Annotated in this window: 20 protein-coding genes; 13 read left to right on the forward strand and 7 right to left on the reverse strand. The window is 67.3% G+C overall.

The window, feature by feature from the left end; translation table 11 throughout:
- The first annotated feature begins 14 nt into the window (after nucleotides 1–14).
- Nucleotides 15–596, forward strand: a complete 582-nt coding sequence (locus ASD72_RS01850; RefSeq protein WP_235577915.1) for an inorganic diphosphatase — start codon at nucleotides 15–17, stop codon at nucleotides 594–596.
- A gap of 105 nt (nucleotides 597–701) precedes the next feature.
- Here ASD72_RS01850 and ASD72_RS01855 read toward each other — a convergent pair whose 3' ends face one another.
- Complete coding sequence (locus ASD72_RS01855; protein ID WP_056878254.1) at nucleotides 702–2,198, reverse strand: aminotransferase class III-fold pyridoxal phosphate-dependent enzyme; 1,497 nt, start codon at nucleotides 2,196–2,198, stop codon at nucleotides 702–704.
- Between the two features lie 118 nt (nucleotides 2,199–2,316).
- On the opposite strand from ASD72_RS01855, the gene ASD72_RS01860 reads away from it, so the two are divergent.
- From ASD72_RS01860 to secF, 6 genes are all read left to right on the forward strand, one after another.
- Nucleotides 2,317–2,748, forward strand: coding sequence for an Lrp/AsnC family transcriptional regulator (locus ASD72_RS01860; RefSeq protein ID WP_056878255.1), 432 nt, complete (start codon nucleotides 2,317–2,319; stop codon nucleotides 2,746–2,748).
- Nucleotides 2,749–2,807: 59 nt separating this feature from the next.
- Nucleotides 2,808–3,857 carry a tRNA preQ1(34) S-adenosylmethionine ribosyltransferase-isomerase QueA gene (gene queA, locus ASD72_RS01865; protein ID WP_056878256.1) on the forward strand — a complete coding sequence of 350 codons (1,050 nt, stop codon included), beginning with the start codon at nucleotides 2,808–2,810 and terminating at the stop codon, nucleotides 3,855–3,857.
- Nucleotides 3,854–4,993, forward strand: a complete 1,140-nt coding sequence (tgt, locus tag ASD72_RS01870; protein ID WP_056878257.1) for a tRNA guanosine(34) transglycosylase Tgt — start codon at nucleotides 3,854–3,856, stop codon at nucleotides 4,991–4,993. Before queA ends, tgt begins: the two co-directional genes overlap by 4 nt.
- A gap of 138 nt (nucleotides 4,994–5,131) precedes the next feature.
- On the forward strand, nucleotides 5,132–5,470 hold the full coding sequence (gene yajC, locus ASD72_RS01875) for a preprotein translocase subunit YajC (RefSeq protein WP_056878258.1): 339 nt from the start codon (nucleotides 5,132–5,134) through the stop codon (nucleotides 5,468–5,470).
- A gap of 98 nt (nucleotides 5,471–5,568) precedes the next feature.
- Nucleotides 5,569–7,446 (forward strand): protein translocase subunit SecD, encoded by a 1,878-nt coding sequence (gene secD / locus ASD72_RS01880; protein ID WP_056878259.1) that lies wholly within the window; start codon nucleotides 5,569–5,571, stop codon nucleotides 7,444–7,446.
- A gap of 16 nt (nucleotides 7,447–7,462) precedes the next feature.
- Nucleotides 7,463–8,446 (forward strand): protein translocase subunit SecF, encoded by a 984-nt coding sequence (secF, locus tag ASD72_RS01885; RefSeq protein WP_056878260.1) that lies wholly within the window; start codon nucleotides 7,463–7,465, stop codon nucleotides 8,444–8,446.
- 224 nt (nucleotides 8,447–8,670) lie between these two features.
- On the opposite strand, the gene ASD72_RS01890 is transcribed toward secF, so the two are convergent.
- The gene (locus ASD72_RS01890; protein WP_056878261.1) at nucleotides 8,671–9,492 is read right to left on the reverse strand and encodes an inositol monophosphatase family protein; all 822 of its coding nucleotides are present in this window, start codon (nucleotides 9,490–9,492) and stop codon (nucleotides 8,671–8,673) included.
- A 95-nt stretch (nucleotides 9,493–9,587) separates the two neighbouring features.
- Between ASD72_RS01890 and ASD72_RS01895 the strand changes: the two genes are divergently transcribed.
- The 3 genes from ASD72_RS01895 (at nucleotide 9,588) to ASD72_RS01905 (ending at nucleotide 13,506) form a co-directional block, all read left to right on the forward strand.
- Nucleotides 9,588–10,397, forward strand: coding sequence for an RNA methyltransferase (locus tag ASD72_RS01895; RefSeq protein ID WP_056878262.1), 810 nt, complete (start codon nucleotides 9,588–9,590; stop codon nucleotides 10,395–10,397).
- 110 nt (nucleotides 10,398–10,507) lie between these two features.
- Nucleotides 10,508–11,389 carry a phosphate/phosphite/phosphonate ABC transporter substrate-binding protein gene (locus tag ASD72_RS01900; RefSeq protein ID WP_081420098.1) on the forward strand — a complete coding sequence of 294 codons (882 nt, stop codon included), beginning with the start codon at nucleotides 10,508–10,510 and terminating at the stop codon, nucleotides 11,387–11,389.
- Nucleotides 11,386–13,506: a GGDEF domain-containing phosphodiesterase gene (locus ASD72_RS01905; protein WP_056878263.1), complete on the forward strand. Its 2,121-nt coding sequence runs from the start codon at nucleotides 11,386–11,388 to the stop codon at nucleotides 13,504–13,506. The genes ASD72_RS01900 and ASD72_RS01905 overlap by 4 nt, the downstream gene beginning before the upstream one ends.
- Nucleotides 13,507–13,602: 96 nt before the next feature.
- Here ASD72_RS01905 and ASD72_RS21360 read toward each other — a convergent pair whose 3' ends face one another.
- The 3 genes from ASD72_RS21360 to ASD72_RS01920 are packed head-to-tail and all read right to left on the reverse strand — an operon-like array spanning nucleotide 13,603 to nucleotide 17,265.
- On the reverse strand, nucleotides 13,603–14,160 hold the full coding sequence (locus ASD72_RS21360; protein WP_235577904.1) for a hypothetical protein: 558 nt from the start codon (nucleotides 14,158–14,160) through the stop codon (nucleotides 13,603–13,605).
- Between the two features lie 36 nt (nucleotides 14,161–14,196).
- A complete protein-coding gene (locus ASD72_RS01915; RefSeq protein WP_155944417.1) occupies nucleotides 14,197–16,383 on the reverse strand; it encodes a phospholipase in 2,187 nt (728 codons plus the stop codon).
- Between the two features lie 18 nt (nucleotides 16,384–16,401).
- On the reverse strand, nucleotides 16,402–17,265 hold the full coding sequence (locus ASD72_RS01920; RefSeq protein ID WP_235577905.1) for an ankyrin repeat domain-containing protein: 864 nt from the start codon (nucleotides 17,263–17,265) through the stop codon (nucleotides 16,402–16,404).
- 213 nt (nucleotides 17,266–17,478) lie between these two features.
- On the opposite strand from ASD72_RS01920, the gene ASD72_RS21625 reads away from it, so the two are divergent.
- Nucleotides 17,479–17,604: a hypothetical protein gene (locus ASD72_RS21625; protein ID WP_255357625.1), complete on the forward strand. Its 126-nt coding sequence runs from the start codon at nucleotides 17,479–17,481 to the stop codon at nucleotides 17,602–17,604.
- 100 nt (nucleotides 17,605–17,704) lie between these two features.
- Here ASD72_RS21625 and ASD72_RS01925 read toward each other — a convergent pair whose 3' ends face one another.
- Nucleotides 17,705–18,331, reverse strand: a complete 627-nt coding sequence (locus tag ASD72_RS01925; RefSeq protein ID WP_056878265.1) for an exopolysaccharide biosynthesis protein — start codon at nucleotides 18,329–18,331, stop codon at nucleotides 17,705–17,707.
- A 1-nt stretch (nucleotide 18,332) separates the two neighbouring features.
- Nucleotides 18,333–19,673 (reverse strand): hemolysin family protein, encoded by a 1,341-nt coding sequence (locus ASD72_RS01930; RefSeq protein WP_056878266.1) that lies wholly within the window; start codon nucleotides 19,671–19,673, stop codon nucleotides 18,333–18,335.
- Between the two features lie 282 nt (nucleotides 19,674–19,955).
- Between ASD72_RS01930 and ASD72_RS01935 the strand changes: the two genes are divergently transcribed.
- A complete protein-coding gene (locus ASD72_RS01935; RefSeq protein WP_056878267.1) occupies nucleotides 19,956–20,582 on the forward strand; it encodes a DUF47 family protein in 627 nt (208 codons plus the stop codon).
- A 12-nt stretch (nucleotides 20,583–20,594) separates the two neighbouring features.
- Nucleotides 20,595–21,716 carry an inorganic phosphate transporter gene (locus ASD72_RS01940; RefSeq protein ID WP_056878268.1) on the forward strand — a complete coding sequence of 374 codons (1,122 nt, stop codon included), beginning with the start codon at nucleotides 20,595–20,597 and terminating at the stop codon, nucleotides 21,714–21,716.
- Nucleotides 21,717–21,794 lie beyond the last annotated feature (78 nt).

A 21,794-nucleotide genomic window follows, 5' to 3' on the forward strand; every position in this document is an offset into this window, starting at 1 on the left:
GTTCTGTCTGCCTGATGTTCCTGCTTACGCTCTGCGCGGGCGCTTCCGCGCGCGAAGCGCACATCCGCCATCCGTTCCTCGCCCAGCAGCCGAAGGCCGCGCCGGACGAGGTGCTGTTGGCCGTGGAGATTCCCGCGGGCAGTTTCACCAAGTACGAGATCAACGACGAAGGTTTGGTCTTCGTGGATCGTTTCCAGTCGATGCCGGTGGCGTATCCGGCCAACTACGGGTCGATGCCGCGCACGCTGGCCGGCGACGGCGACCCGCTGGACGCGCTGGTGCTGACGCGCGAGCCGCTGCATCCGGGCGTGCTGGTGAAGTTCCGCCCGATCGGCGTGCTGCGCATGCTCGATGACGGCAAGCACGACGAGAAGATCATCGGCGTGCCGACCGACAAGATCGATCCGACCTACGCGGGCATCCGCGATCTGGCCGACCTGCCGGAGATCGAGCGCCAGCGCATCGAGGCGTTCTTCCGTGTCTACAAGGACCTGCCGAAGGGGCGCAATCCGGTGCAGCTCAACGGCTATGGCGATGCGACGGAAGCGAAGGCGCTGATCCAGGCATCGCTGGAGCGTTTCACCGCACAACCGTAGGGCGGGCCTTGGCCCACCAGCAGGATCCAGATGGCGGGCCAAGCCCGCTCTACGAGAAAGAAAAAGGCGAGCCGCAGCTCGCCTTTTTCGTGAGGGGCCTGGAGATCAGGCCGCCGCGGCCTGGCTGATGCGCGGGCCTTCACGCAGTGCCTTGCCCACCATGCCGACCAGCAGGTTCAGCTCTTCGCCATCGATGGCGAAGTGCGGGGTGAATCGCAGCGAGTTGGCGCCGCCATGGATGACGTTCAGACCCTGCTGGCGCAACCATTCCTCGGTCGAACCGGTGCCGTAGCACTTGAACGCCGGCGACAGCTCGCACGAGAACAGCAGGCCGGTGCCCTGCACGTTGGTGATCAGGCCGCCGAGCTCCGCCTGCAACTGCTGCAGCTTCTGCACGGCTTCGACGCCGCGCTTGCGGATGTTCTCGCGCACCTGCGGGGTCAGCTGGGACAGCGTGGCGCAGGCCACGTCGAGCGCACGCGGGTTGGTGGTCATGGTGTTGCCGTACACGCCCTTGCGGTACAGGCCGGCGGCACGCTCGTTCACGGCGAGGACCGAGAGCGGGTACTGCGCGGCGTTGAGCGCCTTGGAGTAGGTCTCCATGTCCGGCGCATCCAGGCCTTCGAAGCCGGGGTAATCGACGATCGACAGCACGCCGTGCGCGCGCAGGCCGGCCTGGATCGAATCCACCAGGAACAGGCTGCCGTGGCTGCGGGTCAGCTCGCGGGCGGCGGCGTAGAACGCCGGCGGCACGGACCGGCCCGGGTCGCCTTCGCCCATCACCGGCTCCAGGAACACGGCTTCGACGAACCAGCCCTTGCTCTCGGCATCGGCGAACGCCTGCTTCAGCGCGTCCACGTCGTACGGCGGGATGGCGATGACCGAATCCTCGCCGCGGTAGCTGGCAAGGTGCTGCTGGTAGGACTTGCGCGAGGAATCCGAGTACAGCGCCGGGCGTTCGGTGCGGCCGTGGAAGCTGCCCTTCACCACGATGCGCTTGATGGTGCGGCCGGCGTGGCGACCGTCCGGGTCGGTCATCAGCTTGCTGTTGATGTCGGCGATGCGCGCGGCCAGGCCGACGGATTCGGAACCGGAATTCAGGCACAGGAACTTCGCGAACGGGCACCCGCCACGCGTATGGCCGATTTCCTTACGCAGGGCACGGTCGAAGCGCAACTGCGACAGGCTGGGCGTCATGATGTTGGCCATCACCTGCGGGCGGGCCATCGCCTCCAGCACCGCCGCCGGGGTGTGGCCGAAGCCGAGCATGCCGTAGCCGCCCGCGTCGTACAGCACCGCACCGTTGAGGGTGACCACCCACGGGCCACGCGCGGCCAGCGCGATATAGGGGTTGATCGCGTCGTCGGCATAGAAGTTGACGTAGCCGGCCTGCACGGCGCGCAGCTGCTCGGTTTCGTCCAGGTCGAACAGCTCGGCGAACTCGTCCTTCAGGCGCGCATGTTCGGCGGCGGCGGCCTCGATCACGGCGGCCAAGTCCGGATGGCCCTTGGCCAGGCGTTCAACGGCGGCATCGTCCAGGCCGAGGGTCAGGCGCTGGCCCGTATGGGCGCGCAGGGGGGCGAGGGCGTCGGTCAGGGCCATGGGATAGCTCCGGCAGGAAGGGCAAACCCCTATTATCTGGATAAACTCGTCGCTTGACAGTTGTGATCTGCGCGAAATTCATGGATATTTCGTCGATTCGACGAAACGAACCCGCCCCATGAAGCTCACCGACGCCGACCAGCAACTGCTCTCAGTGCTCCGTGAGAACGCGCGCGCTTCCACCGCCCAGATCGCCCGCCGGCTGAACCTGTCGCGGACCACGGTGCAGAGCCGCATCGAGCGGCTGGAGCGTGAAGGCGTGATCAGCGGCTACACCGTCCGCATCCACGACGAATACGACCGCAGCCACCTGCGCGCCCACATCATGATCGCGGTGCATCCGAAGCAGATGACCTCGGTGGTCGCCGCCCTGCGCGCGATGCCGGAACTGCGGGTACTGCATTCGATCAGCGGCAGCCACGACCTGATCGCGGTCGGCGCGGTGCCCAGCGTGGGCGACATGGACGTGCTGACCGACCGCATCGGCGCGCTCGATGGCGTCGAGCGCACCACCTCGTCCATCGTGCTGTCGACCAAGTTCGAACGCTGAGCGGCGCTGGGCCGCGCGGGCCGGTCACGTACAATGCACGCCCCCGCAAGGCCCCGACCGTGAAGAAGTCCGATTTCCATTTCGAGCTGCCCGAGGCGCTGATCGCCCAGGCACCGCTGCCGGAGCGTTCCGCCAGCCGGCTGCTGGTCGTGCCCCCGGGCGATGCGCCGTTCGCGGATCGCCATGTGCGCGACCTGCCCGCATGGGTGCAGCCCGGTGATCTGCTGGTGTTCAACGACACGCGCGTCATCCCGGCGCGCCTGTTCGGGCAGAAGGAAAGCGGCGGGCGGGTCGAGATCCTGATCGAACGCCTGCTGCCGGACAACGCGGCGCGCGCGCAGGTCGGCGCCAGCAAATCCCCCAAGCCGGGCAGCCGCATCCAGCTCGATGCCGGCGGCGAGGCGGAAGTCGTCGGCCGCGACGGCGAGTTCTACCAGTTGCGCTTCCATGTGCCCGGCGCGCTGGAGAGCTGGCTGCAGAAGGCAGGGCGCCTGCCGCTGCCGCCCTACATCCAGCGTGCCCCCGGGCAGGACGACGACGAGCGCTACCAGACCGTGTTCGCGCGCGAACTGGGTGCGGTCGCCGCACCGACCGCCGGCCTGCACTTCGACGATGCGCTGCTGGCCACGTTGCGCGAGCAAGGCGTGGAGTTCGGCCATGTGACGCTGCACGTCGGCGCCGGCACCTTCCAGCCGATGCGCGTGGACAACATCCACGATCACCACATGCACAGCGAATGGCTCAACGTGGGCGCGGCGCTGGTCGAGCAGGTGCGCGCGACGCGTGCGCGTGGCGGCCGCGTAGTCGCGGTGGGCACCACGGTCGTGCGCGCGCTGGAGTCCGCGACACGCCGCACAGAAGCCGGGGACAGCGAACTGCAGCCGTTCGCCGGCGAGACCCGGATCTTCATCTTCCCCGGCTACCGCATCCGCAGCGTCGACGCGATGGTCACCAATTTCCACCTGCCGGAAAGCACGCTGCTGATGCTGGTCAGCGCGTTCGCCGGCAAGGACCGGATCCTGGCCGCCTACGCCCATGCGGTGCGCGAGCAGTACCGGTTCTTCTCTTATGGAGACGCGATGCTGCTGTTCCCGGACGTGGCCGCGTGAGCCGGCTTTCCTTCGACCTGCTGACCACCGACGGCGCCGCCCGCCGGGGCCGGCTGACCTTTCCGCGCGGCACCATCGAAACGCCGGCCTTCATGCCGGTGGGTACGTACGGTTCGGTGAAAGGGATCCTGCCCGAACACGTCGAGGACCTCGGTGCGGAGATCATCCTCGGCAACACGTTCCACCTGTACCTGCGGCCCGGGCTGGAGGTCATCGGCGAGCACGGCGGCCTGCACGGGTTCGCGCGCTGGAACAAGCCGATCCTCACCGACTCCGGCGGCTTCCAGGTGTTCTCGCTGGCGCACCGCCGCAAGATCACCGAGCAGGGCGTGACGTTCGCCTCGCCGGTGGACGGGGCGAAGGTATTCCTCGGTCCCGAAGAGAGCATGCGCATCCAGAAGGTGCTGGACAGCGACATCGTGATGATCTTCGACGAGTGCCCGCCGGTGAACATCGACGGCAAGCCCGTCGACAAGCGCGTGATCGAACGCTCCATGGAGCTGTCGCTGCGCTGGGCCGAGCGATCCAAGCGCGCCCACGAAGGCAACGACGCCGCGCTGTTCGGCATCGTGCAGGGCGGGGTGCACCACGACCTGCGCTCGCGCTCGGCGGACGGGCTGAAGGGCATCGGCTTCGACGGTTACGCGATCGGCGGCCTGGCGGTCGGCGAGACCGAGGACGAGCGCAACGCGATGCTGGAGCACACCTGCCCGCAGCTGCCCGCGGACCAGCCGCGCTACCTGATGGGCGTGGGCCGGCCCGAGGACCTGGTGGAGGCGGTGGCCCGCGGCGTGGACATGTTCGACTGCGTCATGCCGACCCGCAACGCGCGCAACGGCCACTATTTCACCTCGTTCGGCACGGTGCGCATCCGCAATTCGAAGTACGAGCACGACCTGCAGCCGATCGAACCCGGCTGCGGCTGCTACGCCTGCCGCAACGGCTTCACCCGCAGCTACCTGCGCCACCTGGACCGCTGCAACGAGATGCTGGCCCCGATGCTCGGCACCCTGCACAACCTCTGGTACTACCAGCAGGTGATGGCGCAGATGCGGGCGGCCATCGCGGAAGGCCGGTTCCAGGCGTTCCGGGACGGGTTCTATGCCGCCCGCGGGGTCGCCGCGCCGGTCCCCTGACGCTGGCCGCGCTCTCCGCCGGGGAACCATCCGGCGCCGGGGCGGTCTTTTCCAGTCCGGGCCAAGGGGATGCCCGGACGGCCCCCGTCGGCGCGTGGCATAATCCCCGGCTGCTTTTGATACCGACTGGACAAGTCCATGAATCTGCTTGATTTCTTCGTTGCCCCCGCATTCGCCCAGGCCGCTCCGGCCCAGCAGGGCATGGGCGGCTTCGGCCTGCTGATGCCGATCGCGCTGATCGCCATCATGTACTTCCTGATGATCCGCCCGCAGATGAAGCGCGCCAAGGAGCACCGCTCCATGCTGGACAAGCTGTCCAAGGGCGATGAGGTCATCACCTCCGGCGGCATCGCCGGCACCGTCACCGACATCGGCGACAACTTCGTGACCATCGAAGTGGCCGACAACGTGCGCGTGCGCGTCCAGAAGGCCGCGGTGGGCAACGTGCTGCCGAAGGGCACGCTGAAGTCCGCCTGATCCATCCCGTCCCGTCGCCCGCGCGGCGGGACGGTTCCCGCTTCATTCCGAACCACTGCTGAGCGCATGCCCGGGAAGGGCCTGTGCGGGTCGCCCCGATGCTTGAATTCCCACGCTGGAAATACGCCCTGATCCTGATCGTCGTGTTGGCGAGCGCGCTGTATGCGCTGCCCAACCTGTACCCGCAGGATCCCTCCGTGCAGATCACCGCCAACCGCGGCTTCGCCATCGACGCCGCCCTGCGCGGCCGCGTGGATACCGCGCTGAAGGCAGCGGGCGTGCAGCCCAAGGCCGTCGAGGCCGAAGCCGCCAGCATGCTGGTGCGCCTGCCGGGCCTGGATGCGCAGACCAAGGCCAACGATGCGCTGCGCAAGGCGCTCGGTGAGGACTATCTGGTCGCGCTGAACCTGGCGTCCACCGTGCCGGACTGGATGGGCGACTTCGGCGCCCGCCCGATGGTGCAGGGCCTGGACCTGCAGGGCGGCGTGCACTTCGTGCTGCAGGTCGACCAGAAGGCCGCGCTCGACAAGCGCATCGAAGGCTATCTGGAAGACACCCGCGTCACCCTGCGCGACAAGAGCGTGCGCTACACCGCCGTCGAACGCCGCGCCGACAACAGCATCGTCGTGACGCTGGCCGAGGGCGAGGACACGGCCGCGGCGCAGAAGGTGCTGGCTTCGACGCTGAGTGCGCGGGGTAGCGCCAATGCGCTGCCGGGCACCGGCCTGTCGTACCAGACCAGCGGCAACCAGATCATCATCGGCCTGCCGCAGGCGGAGCTGGACCAGATCGCCGGCGAGGCGATCGAGCAGAACCTCACCACGCTGCGCAACCGCGTCAACGAAATCGGCGTGTCCGAACCCATCATCCAGCGCCAGGGCAACGACCGCGTCGTCGTGCAGCTGCCCGGCGTGCAGGACACCGCCGAAGCCAAGCGCCTGATCGGCGCGACCGCGACGCTGGAGTTCCGCGCCGTGGTGGAAGGCAACGCGGCCGACGCCGTCGCCAGCGGCCGCATCCCGCCGGAAGCCAAGGTGTTCCAGCTGCGCGACAACGCCGGCCCGGTGCTGCTGAACAAGCGCGTGCTCGCCTCGGGCGATGAAATGGTCAACGCCCGCGTCGGCGTGGACAACAACGGCCTGCCCGCCGTGGACGTGACCCTCAACAACATCGCCGGCCAGCGCATGTTCGACTACACCAGCGCCAACGTCGGCAAGCTGATGTCCGTCGTCTACATCGAGCGCGTGCCGACGGTGAGCATCGTCGACGGCAAGGAAGTGCGCAGCGTGCGCGTGCGCGAGGAAGCGCTGTCTCCGACCCGCATCGCCGGCGTCTTCGGCAAGAACTTCCAGACCACCGGCCTGGAGAAGAGCGAAGCCGAGAACCTCGCCAAGCTGCTTCGCGCCGGTTCGCTGGCCGCGCCGATGGACTTCATCGAGGAACGCGTGGTCGGCCCGAGCCTGGGCGCCGAGAACGTCGCCCGCGGCACCAAGGCGGTGGTCTACTCGTTCGTCTTCGCGCTGGCGTTCTTCCTGGTCTACTACCGGATGTTCGGCCTGATCACCTGCGTGGCGCTGCTGCTGAACCTGGTGATGGTGGTCGCGGTGATGTCGTTGTTCGGCGCCACCATGACGCTGCCCGGCTTCGCCGGCCTGGCGCTGACCATCGGCATGTCGGTCGACGCGAACGTGCTGATCAACGAGCGCATACGCGAAGAGCTGAGGGCGGGCGTGCCGCCACTGGCGTCGATCGCCACGGGCTATGAAAAGGCCTCCGGCACCATCTTCGACTCCAACATGACCGCACTGCTGGCCGGCGTGGCGCTGTACGCGTTCGGCACCGGCCCGCTGAAGGGCTTCGCCATCACCATGGTGATCGGCATCCTGACCTCGGTGTTCACCGCGGTCACCGTGTCGCGCGGCCTGGCCACGCTGATCTACGGCCGCCGCCGCAAGCTGAAGTCGCTGGCCATCTGACGAGAGCACACGAACCATGAAACTCTTTCCCCTGCATCTCGTCCCGAACGACACCCGCATCGATTTCATGCGCCTGCGCTGGGTGTCCATCGCCGTCGCCGTGATCCTGGCGGTCGTCGCGATCGGCGCCATCGCCTTCAAGGGCTTCAACTTCGCGCTGGATTTCACCGGCGGCACGGTGGTGGAACTGCGCTTCCAGAATCCGCCGGACGTGGACCAGGTGCGCTCGCGCCTGGAGTCCGCCGGCTACGGCAGCGCCCAGGTACAGACCTTCGGTACCGGCAGCGACCTGCTGGTGCGCCTGCAGCCGCGCGAGGAAGGCGCCGATGCGCCCGAAGCCGCCGACGCAGACGCCACCAACCGCACCGCGCAGGACGTTGTCCGGCTGGCGTCCAGCGATGGCAACAGCGCCACCATCATGCGCAGCGAGTTCGTCGGTCCGCAGATCGGCAAGGAACTCGCCCTCAACGGCCTGTACACCCTGCTGTTCGTGGTCGCCGGCTTCCTGATCTACATCGGCTTCCGCTTCGAGTGGAAGTTCGCCGTGGCCGCCATCGTCACCACGCTGCACGACGTGCTGATCTGCGCGGGCTTCTTCGCGCTGACCGGCCGCGAGTTCGACCTGACCATCCTGGCCGGCCTGTTGTCGGTGATGGGCTTCTCGATCAACGACACCATCGTGGTGTTCGATCGCGTGCGCGAGAATTTCCGCAGCCTGCGCGTGGATCCGGTGGAAGTGCTGAACCGCTCGGTCAACCAGACCCTGTCGCGCACGATCATCACCTCGTTCGTGGCCTTCCTGACGGTGCTGGCGCTGTACCTGTACGGCGGCGGTTCGCTGGAAGGCATGGCGATCTCGCAGATGATCGGCATCGTGATCGGCACGATCTCCTCGATCTTCGTGGCCTGCCCGCTGCTGACCATCGGCTTCCTGAAGGTCACCAAGCAGGACCTGATGCCCAAGGCGAAGGACGAAGCGGCGCTGGCGCGTCGCCCGTAAGCCTTCCGCCGCACGGGACAAGGAAAAGGCCGCGCATTGCGCGGCCTTTTTTTAGACGCTGGAGCTTGGGGTGTGGGAGCGACGTCAGTCGCGATCAATAACCTTCCGATTCCCGTGGACTTGCCCGCAGTTCTGGGCCAGCGGGCATCTTCTCGGCCATCCACGATGAGGCCGGATTTCCGCTTCGCGACTTACGTCGCTCCCACACCTGAAGCTAGCGGCTTTCAACCGTTGAACGAAGCCGCGTAACCCGACGAGACGATGGTCTTCTGCAGCGCCTCGGCGACCTTCAGGTTGCCGGCCACGATCTGGCGGGGCAGGGCGGTGCGGCCGTCGATCTTGCCCAGGGCGGCGCCGCGGAAATCGCAGACCTTGCCGCCGGCTTCGCGCACCAGCAACACGCCGGCGGCGATGTCCCAGTCCTTCACGCCGGCTTCGAAATAGGCGTCCGAACGGCCGCAGGCCACGTAGGCCAGGTCGAGGGCGGCGGAGCCGGTGCGGCGGATGTCTTCGGCATGCACCAGCAACTCGCGCACGCATTCCAGCTGCGCGCCGGCACGGGCGCGCTCGCGGGGGGGGAAGCCGGTGGTGATGACGGTGCCCGCCAGTTCCTTGCGGTCGGCCACGCGGATGCGGCGCTCGTTGAGCTGGGCGCCGGCACCGCGGCTGGCGGTGAACAGGTCGTTGCGCAGCGGGTCGAAGATCACCGCGTCGGTGGGTTCGCCGTTGTCCACCAGCGCGATGGACACGCAGTAGTGTGGGAAACCGCGCAGGTAGTTGCTGGTGCCGTCCAGCGGATCGATCACGAAGGTGTAGCGGCCGTTGATCTGGGCGCCGCTTTCCTCGCCCACGAAGCCGTAGTCCGGGTACGCCCGGCGCAACTCCTTGATGATGACCTTCTCGGCGTCGGCGTCCACTTCGCTGGCGTAATCCATCCGCTCTTTCTGCACCACGTTCAGCGCGTCCAGCTTGTTGATGCTGCGCAACAGCACGTTCCCTGCCAGGCGGGCGGCCTTGGTCATGACGGTGACGACGGGCTTCTGCATGCGAACGGACCTCGGACAGGCGTAGGGTGGGGCAAACGAGTGGAAAAGAGCAGCGCGGCGCAGAGGCCGGCCCGCGCAGTTTACCATTTGCCCCCATGAACACGCCCCCCTCTGTCATCGATATCGCCGTCACCGATCCCGTTCCTGCGGCGCTTGCCGCCCGTCTCCGCGTCGTGCTGGTGGGCACGCAGCACCCCGGCAACATCGGTGCGGCGGCCCGCGCGCTCAAGACCATGGGGCTGGGCCGGCTGGTGCTGGTGGCGCCGGAGGACTATCCGGCGGACGAAGCCTTCCGGCGGGCGGCGGGGGCGGACGACGTGCTGGCTGCCGCGCCCGTGGTGGCCACGCTGGCCGAAGCGGTAGCGGACTGCCACCTGGTCATGGGGTGCACGGCCCGCAGCCGCCGCGTCCAGTTGGAGGAACATGCACCCCGGCAGGCGGCGGCGGTGGCGGTCGGGCGCGTGGAGGCGGGGGCCGAGGTCGCCCTGGTGTTCGGCCGCGAGCGCACCGGCCTGACCAACGAGGAACTCCAGCTCTGCCAGGCCGCGGTGCATATCCCCGCCAATCCGGACTACAGCTCGCTGAATCTGGCGGCCGCCGTCCAGGTGCTGACCTACGAGCTGCGGATCGCCCTGCTGGGGCGGGTGCAGGCCGTTCCCGATGCCGATGCGGCGCCGGACGAGGCGCCGGCCAGCCATGCGCACCTGGAGGGTTTCTATGCCCAGTTGGGCGACACGTTGGACGCCATCGACTTCCACAAGGGCCGCACCCCAGATTCGGCCATGCGCAAACTCCGGCGGCTGTTCCACAAGGCGGCCCTGAACGAGCAGGAGGTCCGGCTGCTGCGCGGCATCCTGGCCGACGCCCAGCGGATGGCCCGCCTGGCGGGCGGCGCGGGCGGCTGACAGCTGTCTAACTCACACGATTTCCGATAGGCTGCCGCCATCGTTTCGGCGGGCACCTATCGTTGCGTACAACCTGGTTCAGCCTGGCGCTGGCCGCGATCGGCGCAGCGCTGATTCCCGCCACCATCGCGCCCGCCAGTGCGGCCGGCGACGACCGCGTCCTCGTCCTGGGACGCATCAGCGACGACCCGAAGGCTCATTACGAGCAGCTCAAGCCGCTGCTGGACTACGTGGTCCCGCGGATGCGCGACGTGGGCATCACCGAGGGCCGCATCCTGATGGCCCGCGACACCCAGCAGATGACCAGCTACCTGCGCCGCGGGCGCGTGGACTGGGTCACCGAGACGGCGGGCACGGGCATGCGCCTGCAGGAACGTGCCGGCGCCCGGCCGCTGCTGTTGACCGAGCGCGGCGGCGTGAGCCGCTACCACGGCGTGTTCTTCGTGCGGCGCGACAGCGAGCTGGAGCGCCTCGATGACCTGGAAGGGCGCACGGTCGCCTTCCAGAACACGGCCTCGACCAGCGCCTACTTCGCGCCGGCAACGGCCCTGCTCGATGCCGGTCAGCGGCTGGAGATCCTGCTTTCGCCGATGGACCGCCCGTCGGCCGATTCGGTCGGTTACGTGTTCGCGCGTTCCGAGCTCAACATCGCGGCCTGGGTGCACAAGCGGCTGGTCGATGCCGGCGTGGTGAGCAACCTCGACTGGGACGATGTGCGCCGCATGCCGCCGGCCTTCCGTCGCGACTTCCGCGTGATCCACGAAACGCAGGATTTCCCGCGCGCGTTGGAAATGGTGCGTGGCGACCTCGACCCCAGGGTGGAGGCGCGCCTGCGCGAAGTCCTGCTGGAAGCCGCCAACGATCCGGCCGCGCGCGATGCGCTCAATGTGTTCTTCCGCACGACCCGCTTCCTGCCGGTCGATCCTGCCTCCCAGGAGGCGCTGGACAACCTGCGCCGCGGCGTCGCCCGCGTCAGGGAGCAGGTGGAATGAAGGCCCTGCGCTTCGGCCTGCAGGCGCGCTTCCTGGCCGCCATGGCGATCATGCTGCTGGTGGTCATCGCGCTGGTCGCCACCCTGCTGCACCGGCAGAAGGTGATGCAGAAGGAAGTCGCCGAGCTCGGCCGCGACGCGATGCACGGCATGGTCGAGGACAGCCTGCGCCGGCACGGCGAGGCCACCGTGGACCAGTTGGCGGATGCGCTGGCCAATCCGCTCTACTACTTCGACCTGGATGCCGTCGGCAGCCTGGTGCGTTCCGCGCAGAAGGAACCCGACGTCAGCTACGTGCTGGTGTACGACAACCAGGGCCGCATCATCCACGACGGTACCGCCGACATCGCCGTCTACGGCCAGACCATGACCGATCCGCTGGCTTACGAGGCGATCAACGCCCGTGCCATGCACACGCAATGGTCCACCCAGATCGTCGATGTGTCCGAGCCGATCATGATCGGCAGCGAGCGCATCGGTGGCGTACGCGTGGGATATTCCGTGGCTTCCGTGCGCGCCTACGAGGAAAAGGCGATCGACGCCGCGCGTGCGCGCCTGAACGAGCTCGGCGCGCGCCATCTGGGCTGGATCGCGCTGCTGCTCGCGGCGCTGGCGGGCGTCAGCGTGGCGACCATGGTGTACGTGCAACGCACGCTGGTGCGGCCGGTCCGGCAGCTGGCGCGGGCGGCGCACGATATCGAGGTGGGCAACTACAACGGCGAGCGGATGGCCAGCGCTCGCCAGGACGAAGTCGGCGAGCTCGTGCGTGCGTTCGGCACCATGAGCGACAGCATCGCCCGGCACGACCGCGACGTGCGCCGCATGGCGTACACCGATTCGCTGACCGGTCTGACCAACCGGCTGGCGTTCCGCGAGAGCCTGGACCATCGGCTGATGATGCTGCGCGGCGCCGGGCGCCAACTGGCGCTGCTGTTCGCCGACATCGACGACTTCAAGCGCGTCAACGACACCCTAGGCCACGAAGCGGGCGACGAAGTGCTGCAGCAGTTCGCGCACCGCATCCGCGACGCGGTGGAACAACTGGGCGGCGACGATGCGCTGCTCGCGCGCTTCGGCGGCGACGAGTTCGTCATCCTGATCCAGGACGGCGACGTGCGCGGCAGCGCCACGCGGCTGGCAGAGAAACTGGTCGCCGAACTCGGTCGCCCGATCGTCGTGCAGGAGCGCCAGGTGTTCCTCGGTACGTCGATCGGCATCACCCTGTTCCCCGAGGATGCCTCGGGCGCCACGGCCCTGATGAAGAACGGCGACATCGCCATGTACCAGGCGAAGGTGGCCGGCAAGAACTGTTACCGCTTCTACAGCCGCGCGATGGACCAGGCGGTGGAACGCCGCGTGCGGATGGAGCAGGAGCTGCGCGGCGCCTGGGAGCGTGGCGAGTTGAGCCTGATGTACCAGCCGGTGTTCCGCCTGTCCGACAGCCGCATCGTGGGCGCCGAAGCGCTGCTGCGCTGGCAGCATCCGGAGCTGGGCATGGTGGCGCCGTCGGTCTTCATCGACGTGGCCGAACAGAGCGGGCTGATCGAGAGCATCGGTCCGCGCGTGCTGCGTGCCGCGTGCGCCGCGGCCTCGCGTTGGAGTACCGATCGCGACGCGATGGATCCGCTGTTCGTTTCGGTGAATGTATCGCCGCGCCAACTGCGCAGCGGCGACCTGCCCGACGTGGTGGCCGAATGCCTGCGCGACACCGGCCTGCCGGCGTCGCGCCTGCACCTGGAGCTGACCGAGACGGCCGTGATCGCCGACGAAGCGCACGCGAGCGCGCTGCTCGCCACGCTGCACCGCACCGGCGTGAAGGTGTGGCTGGACGACTTCGGCACCGGTTTCTCCGGCCTGAGCCACCTGCGCCGCGTGCCGGTGGATGGCGTGAAGATCGACCGCAGCTTCATCGCCGATATGCTGCGCGACCCCGACGACCTGGCGCTGACCACCGCGATCATCGCGATGGCGCATTCGCTGGGCATCACCGTGGTGGCGGAAGGCGTGGAGAAGGAAGGCCAGTTCAACCTGCTGCGCGAACGCGGCTGCGACCTGGCGCAGGGCTACTGGCTGGGTTACCCGGTCACGGCGACGGAGTTTTCGCAGCTGATCGCCTGAGACCATTCCCGCGAGGTCGATGTGTCACCTTGGGGCCGGCTGCCTGCTGCGATGCGCATGGCCACTGAAGCCTGCTCGGTGGACGACGGCATCGCATCATGGACGCGGCTTCGCCTGTCGGTACTGGCGTTTGTCGCCGACGCGTTGTCCCTTGGGATCTTCGTTCGAGCAGATGCGGCCGCCACAGAGGACGGCATCGGACGCATAGAAGGCCTGGACAACAGGCACCGCGTCCTCGTAGCGGTGGAGTTCGTCCTGTACCGCCGCCAATTCGCGTCGGTAGTAGCCCAGCACGGCCCAGCCGGCCAACAGCGCCAGTCCCAGCAGCAGGGATGATGCGCCGAACCACACCCATACGATCCTTCCGGATTCCTTGAGTCGCGCCGATGCGGCCGATACGGCACGGCCATGTTCGACCGCGAGGGGAGACATCGCGTCCCTGGCATCGTTGGCGATCCGGGCGCCGGCGCCATCGACGATGCTGGCGACATCGCGGCGGAACTGGCCGACTTCCTGCTTCAGGGACTGGACCTGCTGGTTGACCGAAGCGTCAATGCGGGCTCCACGCTGCGAGATCTCCGAAAGCAGCGCCAACGCGGCCTTGGCGGTGTGTTCCAGCGTTGCCTGGGCCGCCGCCGATTCCCGATTCTCCATGTCCATCTCCCTTGAGTCCTGTCGTCGTCCGGCATGTCACCGGCTCATCGCCATGTCCTGGTGCGACGAGAACGGCCGTTGTTGGTGCAAGTGCGCTTGTTCCATGGCCTGCTGTTGCGCCAGCAGTTCGTCGCCCCATTGCGCGAGGCGTTGTCCTTCGGGGGATTTCGCGAAGTCGTGGGCGATGTGGTCGAGCCTGTCGCTGTTCCCGGCCATCAGGGCGTCGTAGGCCCGGTTGAGGTAGGGATCGTCGAACGGCCCCTTGGCGGCTTGTGGCGCCTCTCGTTGCGCCTCCAGCCATTGCCGCGCTTCGCGCTTCATCGTGTCGGTGCCGTTCTGCAGACTCGGCAGGACGGTGGATGCCATCAGGTGGCGCTCCGTCGCCTCGGCTGCCGCCGGCGTTGCGCGTTCAAGCAGCTCGGGCACTGTCCGCGCCAGTTCGGCGAGCTTTGGCGCCGCCGCGGGGTTCGCCAGCGGGTTCAGGGCGGCGTGGGCGGCGGCCGTGCCGCCGAGCGCCGCGCCCGCCGCGGGGGCATAGTCGGAGGCAGCCTTCACCTGATCGCCCGTACGGTCCAGCGCCGTATCCACCTGCGCGGTCGTGGCCACGATCGCAGCCCGCTGGGTCCGGTCGGCCGTGACCTGCACGGTCTCCAGAAGCTGGCAGACATCCTCGCCGGCCGCGCGGGTCGTGGCCGCATCGCGGATGGCGTCCTCGCGTGCGGCATGCGAAGCGGCCTGGGCCGCGGGTCCGGTACGCAGATTGTCCTGGATGGCCTGGTCCACATGGGCATCGGCCAGCCGCTCCAGTCGGCTGCCGTCCGGTGCGAGGTTGGCGACGCCTTGCCAGAACACGCCCCCGGTGGTGCGGACGCCCATCGATACGTCGGCTTTCAGCGCCTCCGCCTTGGCATCCACCACGCCTGCCGCCACGCGGGCTTTCGCGGAGGCGTCGGCCAAGGCTTCGCCGGTCTTGCAGGACACCCACTGGAGGCCATCGGCCGTCGCGGAGAAGGCGTCGGACGCCTTGTCGCCACCTGCGCGCACCGTGTCGCCGCTGGCGTCCAGGCTGCGCTGGGCGATCTGGCCGGCGGCCTGCGCCACTTTGCCGGCCTCATGGCCCAGGTGCGCGCCTGCCTGCACTTCGCTCACCGCGCGCAATGTCGGTCCCGCCAGGGCCAGTACCTGGTCCAGCGGCAATTCCGCGGGGCGGTCGACGATCCGGCCGTCGTGCCACATGCGGGCGTCCAGCGGGCGCACCTGTCCCGCCGCCAGCGGCAGTTCGTCCAGCATCCGGTCGGCGTTGCCCTGGGCCAGGGTGTCGACGAACCGGGTGATGGACTGGCGCGCATGGTCGGGCATGTCCATCGATTGCAATTGCCGCGCGACGGCCTGCTTCAGTTGCGGGACGTCCTGCACCAGGTCGGCCGTTTCCTTCAGCACCGCGCCCAGCACGCGGCGCTCGGCCACGTCCATGCGCTCGACGTTGTTCTGCAAGCCGTCGGTGAGCACTTCGCCGCGGACCTGGTAGGCGACGATGCGGCGGTGGGGGTCGTACAGGCGGACGTCGGGGTTTTCCTGCTGGAACCGGCGTGCGGTCTCCGGATGCAGGCCGGCGGCGTTGAAGGTGGTGGCACGCTCGCCGCTGACCGCGACGGCGGCCGATGCCATTCCGCCGGCGAGCGAGTGGCCGGCATAGTCGGCAGAGATTCCCAGTTCCTTGAGTGTTGCTGCCAAACGCATCGCGCGGTCGTAGTAGTCGGTCTTCAGGCCGATGGCCTGCGGGAAGTTGTTGGCGCCGAAATCCTCCGGCCCCGTCTCGCGTCGTGTGCCATCGACTTGCAGCACCTCGCCATTGGAGCCCTTGAACACCACGGTCGGCTTGTAGCCGGGACCCAGTACTGCGGGGTCGGGGAGGTAGATCTCGGCGCGGAAGCCGGACTGCCTTGGTTTGAGCATTTCGCGCAAACGCATGTCTGGAACTTCTGCCAACTCCGGTACCTGCTGGCGCAACAAGGCCAGGTTCTCGCTGGCGCGTACCCAGCCCAAAGGTGCTTCGCCCTCGCCGCGCGCGGACTCGTATACATCCTCGCTCAGCATTCCCATCTGCTCGTGGTAGTACCGCTCCTGCAAAGTATGTGCGAGCGCTGCCGCATGGGAGTCGCTGCTGGTCCGTAGATCGGCCAAGAGCTGTTGCTGGGACTGAAGATCCTTCTCAGTGCGCATGGTGTCGCTCCTTATCGGTCATAGCAAAGGAATGTCTTTTACTTCGGTCGGAAAGCCGAAGGCTTCGCGCATCCTGCGATAGTGCTCCGGCATTGGTGGCCGTTTGTGACCATGCTGGAGCAACCATTGCTGGCAACGGCGCTGCCACTCTGGATTCTTGGGGTCGCCCGGATGCCAGAACACGTGGTCAAGCGTGAAATGGTCAGGCTCAGCGCCATGCTCCAGTAACCAGTGCGTCTGCATGAAGCCGCCAAGCGATGCATATTCGTTGATAAACGCTCTTTGCTGGCTTCTGGCGTTCACATCCGCGCCGCGCTCCATGAGCAACTTCACGTTCTCCCACTGGTTGCCCATCAAGCGCGCTTGAAGCAGGAGCGTTTCATCATTGCTGTTGCGGGTGTTCGGATCGCCACCATGATCCAGCAGCAGCTTGAGATAGATCGGGTTGTCGGCTTTCGCCGCCCAGACCATCGCGTTGTCGTGGTAGTAGATACCGACGCTACCGTCTTCCCCGCGATAAACCTCAAAAGGTTCTGACTCGCGTGCATTCGGATCAGCCCCGTTCTCCAGCATCGCCTTCAGGCCCTGCGGGTTCTCGGTGACGATGGGCCACGCGACCAGCGGTGTGCCGCCCTTGCTGAATACCGTGTCCGGATCGACGCCTTCGTCCTTCATCAGTCGCCGGATCTCGTTCACCTCGCCAAACTCGGCGGCCACGGCCAGCGCTTGGGCTTCGGGATTACGGGGGAACCACTGCTCCAGGTCGTAGCTCGACCGGGATGCCGGAGGCGGCAGCTTGAAGCAGGCGCTGAGCAGCAGTGCCGTGCACAGCCAAGGTGCGAACCGGGCGGCCTTCTTCTTCCTGACATCATGTGCCAGCATATCGATCCCTCGATGGCTCGTGCCGCATCGTGCGTCCCTGCTTGTTGAAGTGGATCCCTCTCTCGCGGCAACGATGCCGCGATGCGATGGCGATCAGTCGCAGCCTGCTTTGATGATCGATGCCGCCAGTCTCAAAGACGCGACGAAGCTAGTGGCTTTTTTCCGCAGGCACAACTCACATTTGAGTCGCGGGAACGCAGCGGCATTCCTGTGATGGCCGAGGGCGTGGAGAAGGAAGGCCCGTTCAACCTGCTGCGCGAACGCGGCTGCGACCTGGCGCAGGGCTATTGGCTGGGTTACCCGGTCACGGCGGCGGAGTTTTCGCAGCTGATCGCCTGACCGGAGGCTGCTTTCTGTAGGAGCGACGTGAGTCGCGATGACGTGCCGCTGGGAAGAAGCTCGCGACTTACGTCGCTCCCACAACAGCGCGACGCTTGGGTCAGAACCAACTATCGACCAGTCGGCCCAGCGATTCGACCAGGTTGCCGGACAGGAAGCCGAACACCACGACGGCGATGCCGCCTGCGATCCATGCCACCAGCAGCAGGGCGCCGTCGCGTTCCAGCAACGCCAGCGCGAACAGCAGCAACAGGAAGCCGAACACGTAGTTGGTGAACGGGATGGGCAACGCCAGCAGGATGCCCAGCAGCACCAGCAGCAGCCCGGTGAAGCTGAGGGCGATGCGGTTGTCGAGGAAGCCCGCCATGCGGGGACGCACCAGCTTCTCCAGGCGGCGCAGCCACGGCGCCATGCGCTGGCGGAAGCGCATCATCGCGCTCCGATGCGGCCCGCGGCGGGCGAGGAAGTCCGGCAGCCAGACCTTGCGCATGCCCAACAGCAATTGCACGCCGACGAGGATCACCATCGGTCCGCCGATCGCGCCGCCGACGCCGGGCACCGGGATGAAGGCCGGCAGCACGCCGATGAAGAGCAGCATGCCGAAGGCCGCCGGGCCGAAACCCTTCAGCAGGTCGCCAAGGCGCAGGACTTCGTCGGGGTCGCCGGCAGCGAAGCCGTCGATCAGCGTGGCGGTGCTGGTGTGTCGCGGCGCGTCGTCGGCGGCCATATCAGACCGCCAGGTCTTCGCCGTCGGTTTCCGGCAGCTTCTGCAGCAGCAGCTTGTCGATGCGCGCGCCGTCCAGATCGACCACTTCGAAACGCCAGCCGGCCCATTCCAGTTGCTCGCCAACGTGCGGAATACGGCCGAAGCGCTCGATCATCATGCCGGCGAGGGTGTTGTACTCGTCGTCGTCGGGCAGGGCCACGCCGCCCAGCAGTTCGCGCAGGTCGTCGTTGGGCAGCGAGCCGTCCACCAGCAGTGACCCGTCGTCACGGACCACCACCAGCGGGGCCTCGTCGATGTTGTGCTCGGCGGCCTGGAGACGGCCGACCACGGCGCCCATCAGGTCGCTCTGGGTCACCAGGCCCTGGATCTCGCCGTACTCGTCCACGACCAACGCCAGCGACTGCTGTTCTTCGCGGAAGATCTCCAGCAGTTTCATCGCATGGGTGGACTCGGAGACGAACAGCGGTTCGCGCAGCTTGATGAAGAGGTCCGGCTTCGCCGCGCCAAGCGCCGGCAGCAGCGACTTCACCTCCAGCACGCCGACCACGTCCTGGTCGCTGCCGCGATAGACCGGGAAGCGCGAGAACGCGGACTCGTGCATCGTTTCCAGGTTGTCCTCGTAGGAGGCAGCGGCATCCAGCCAGACGATCTTCTTGCGCGGGGTCATCAGGCTGTCGGCGGTGCGGTCGCCCAGGCGCAGCACACGGTTGACCATGTTGCGCTCGTCGGCGTCGATCACGCCGGCCTCGTGCCCCTCGGAGACCAGCATGCGGATTTCTTCTTCGCTGACGGTGGTCGCTTCGTCGTTGCCCAGACCCAGCAGGCGCAGGACCAAGCGCGTGCTGTGTGAGAGCAGCCATACGAAGGGGAAGGCGATCTTCGCCAGCCAGCCCATCGGCACCGCGACGAATCCGGCGATCTTTTCCGGCGCGGTGATCGCCAGTCGTTTCGGCACCAGCTCGCCGAAGATCAGCGTGAGGAAGGTGATCAGGGCCACGGCAAGCGTCTTGCCTATCAGCTCCGACCACGGCTGCGGCTCGCCGACGAGGGTGAAGCTGGCCGAAAGTGAAGGGAACACGCCCTGCAGCCAGCCAGCGATGGCCATGCCGATGGCTTCGCCGCCGAACAGGCCTGTGAGAACGCCGATCAGGGTGATGCCGATCTGGACCGTGGACAGGAAGCTTTCGGGCTTCTCGGACAGGTCCAGTGCGCGCTGGGCGCGGTGACTGGTCTGCGCCATCTGCTTGAGCCGGCTCTTGCGCGAAGTCATGACCGACATCTCGGACATGGCGAAGAAGCCGTTCAACAGCACCAGGGCAAAAACAACGATCAGCTCAAGCACGGGAGCCTCCGTTCAACGCGGGGAGGGCCGGCAGGGCGGGCGGGGTCTGTCGCGGGGGACAGTGGGGGGGGGTAGGGTCGTCGTCCATAGGGTGCACCCCAGGGGGCGCGGGGCGAGTTTAGCAAACGGTCCCGTGCACGAGACGCGAAGCTGAACAAGACGTTTGGCTAATGGCGCCCTCGGAAACCCTTGTCGCGGGCAGGCCGGGCTGTCCGTCGGAGTCACGAAACGGTCATAATTCCGCCCCTGAAGCCGTCCATCCCGTGACGGTGGGACCGCCCGATGTTCTCCCTCCAGACGATCTTCGGCTCCGGCCAGCAGTTCTACACGCTGTTGGACGAGGCCGCCCAAGCCGCCCACGACAGCACCAAGGCCCTGCACACCATGATGAAGGCCACCGACCGCCAGCCGGCGCTCGATGCCTTCAAGCTGGCGCGCCTGCGCGAGCGCGCGGCCTCGGACAAGATCGGCAAGGCGCTGGTGGACAGCTTCATCACCCCGATCGAGCGCGAGGACATCGAGGCGCTGGGTTCGGCGCTGTACAAGATCCCCAAGCAGGTCGAGAAGTTCGCCGACCGCTATTCGCTGGCCATCCAGCACCTGGACGGCATCGACTTCGCGCCGCGCGCGGCGATGCTGGAGCAGGCGGCGTCGGTCGTCGTGGAGATGGTCCACGAGATCAAGAAAATGAACATCGACCGCATGACCTCGCTCAACGAGAAGCTGCGCGCGATCGAGAACGAAGCCGACCGGCTGATGCTGGAGCTGTACCGCGACATCTATTCCGGCCGCCTGGACCACCTGCAGATGTTCCTGCTGAAGGAATTCTTCGAGATCCTGGAAAAGGCCATCGACCGCTGCCGCGAGGCCGGCGTGGTGGCGTACCAGATCGTCCTCAAGAACAGCTGACGGGTCGCGCCCATGCTTACCCTCGTGCTGGTGGTGATCTTCGCCGCGCTCGTCTTCGAGTTCATCAACGGCTTCCACGACACCGCCAACTCCATCGCCACGGTCGTCGCCACCAAGGTGCTGTCGCCGGGCCAGGCGGTGATGCTGGCCGCCGGCATGAACCTGATCGGTGCGCTGACCGGCACCGCGGTCGCCAAGACGATCGCCTCGGGCCTGATCGATACCAACGTGGTGCAGGTCACCTCGCAGGTGATCCTGTGCGCCCTGCTGGGCGGCATCATCTGGAACCTCATCACCTGGTGGAAGGGCCTGCCGTCCTCGTCCTCGCACGCGCTGATCGGCGGCCTGTGCGGTGCCGCGCTCGCGGCCGCGCACAACGACTGGGCCGCATTGATCTGGTCGCAGGCGGCCGGCGACTGGACGCAGAACAAGGGCATCCTCTGGAAGGTCGTGCTGCCGATGATCACCTCGCCGGTCGCGGGTTTCCTGCTCGGCATCGTGGTGATGGTGGCGCTGTGGGGCCTGATCGTCCTGCTGGCGCGCATGGGTGGCTGGCTGGGTCGCCTGGCGCGGCCGCACTTCGTCAACAGGTTCTTCGGCAAGGCGCAAATCCTGTCGGCCGCCTACATGGGGTACGCGCACGGCCACAACGACGCGCAGAAGACCATGGGCATCATCGCGCTGACCCTGTTCGGCGCCGAAGCGACCGGTGCGCTGGACAACCTGCCGGGCTGGCTGGCGTTCCTGCATCCCGGGAGCGCGGGCGAGCAGGACATCGCGATGTGGATCGTCATCACCTGCGCCATCGTGATGGCGCTGGGCACGGCGTCGGGTGGCTGGAAGATCATCAAGACGCTGGGCCACAAGATGGTGAAGCTGCACCCGATCAACGGCTTCGCCGCGGAAACCAGCTCGGCCACGATCCTCACCGTGGCCGCGCACTTCGGCATGCCGGTCTCGACCACGCACAGCATCTCCACCGCCATCATGGGCGTGGGCTTCGCGAAGAACCCGCGCGCGCTGAAGTTCAGCGTCATCGAACGCATCCTGTGGGCATGGGTGCTGACGATTCCTGCGGCGGGCGGTATTGCCTACGGCCTGCTGCGTTTGCTGGAGTCGATCGGCTGGGCGTGATGCCTCCGCGCATGCGTTGAAAAAGAAAACGCCGGGCTTGCCCGGCGTTTTCCATTGGCGTCCGCGATGGCGGGCCGC

This window comes from Pseudoxanthomonas sp. Root630, from assembly GCF_001427585.1.
In the GTDB taxonomy this organism is placed as follows: Bacteria; Pseudomonadota; Gammaproteobacteria; order Xanthomonadales; family Xanthomonadaceae; genus Pseudoxanthomonas_A.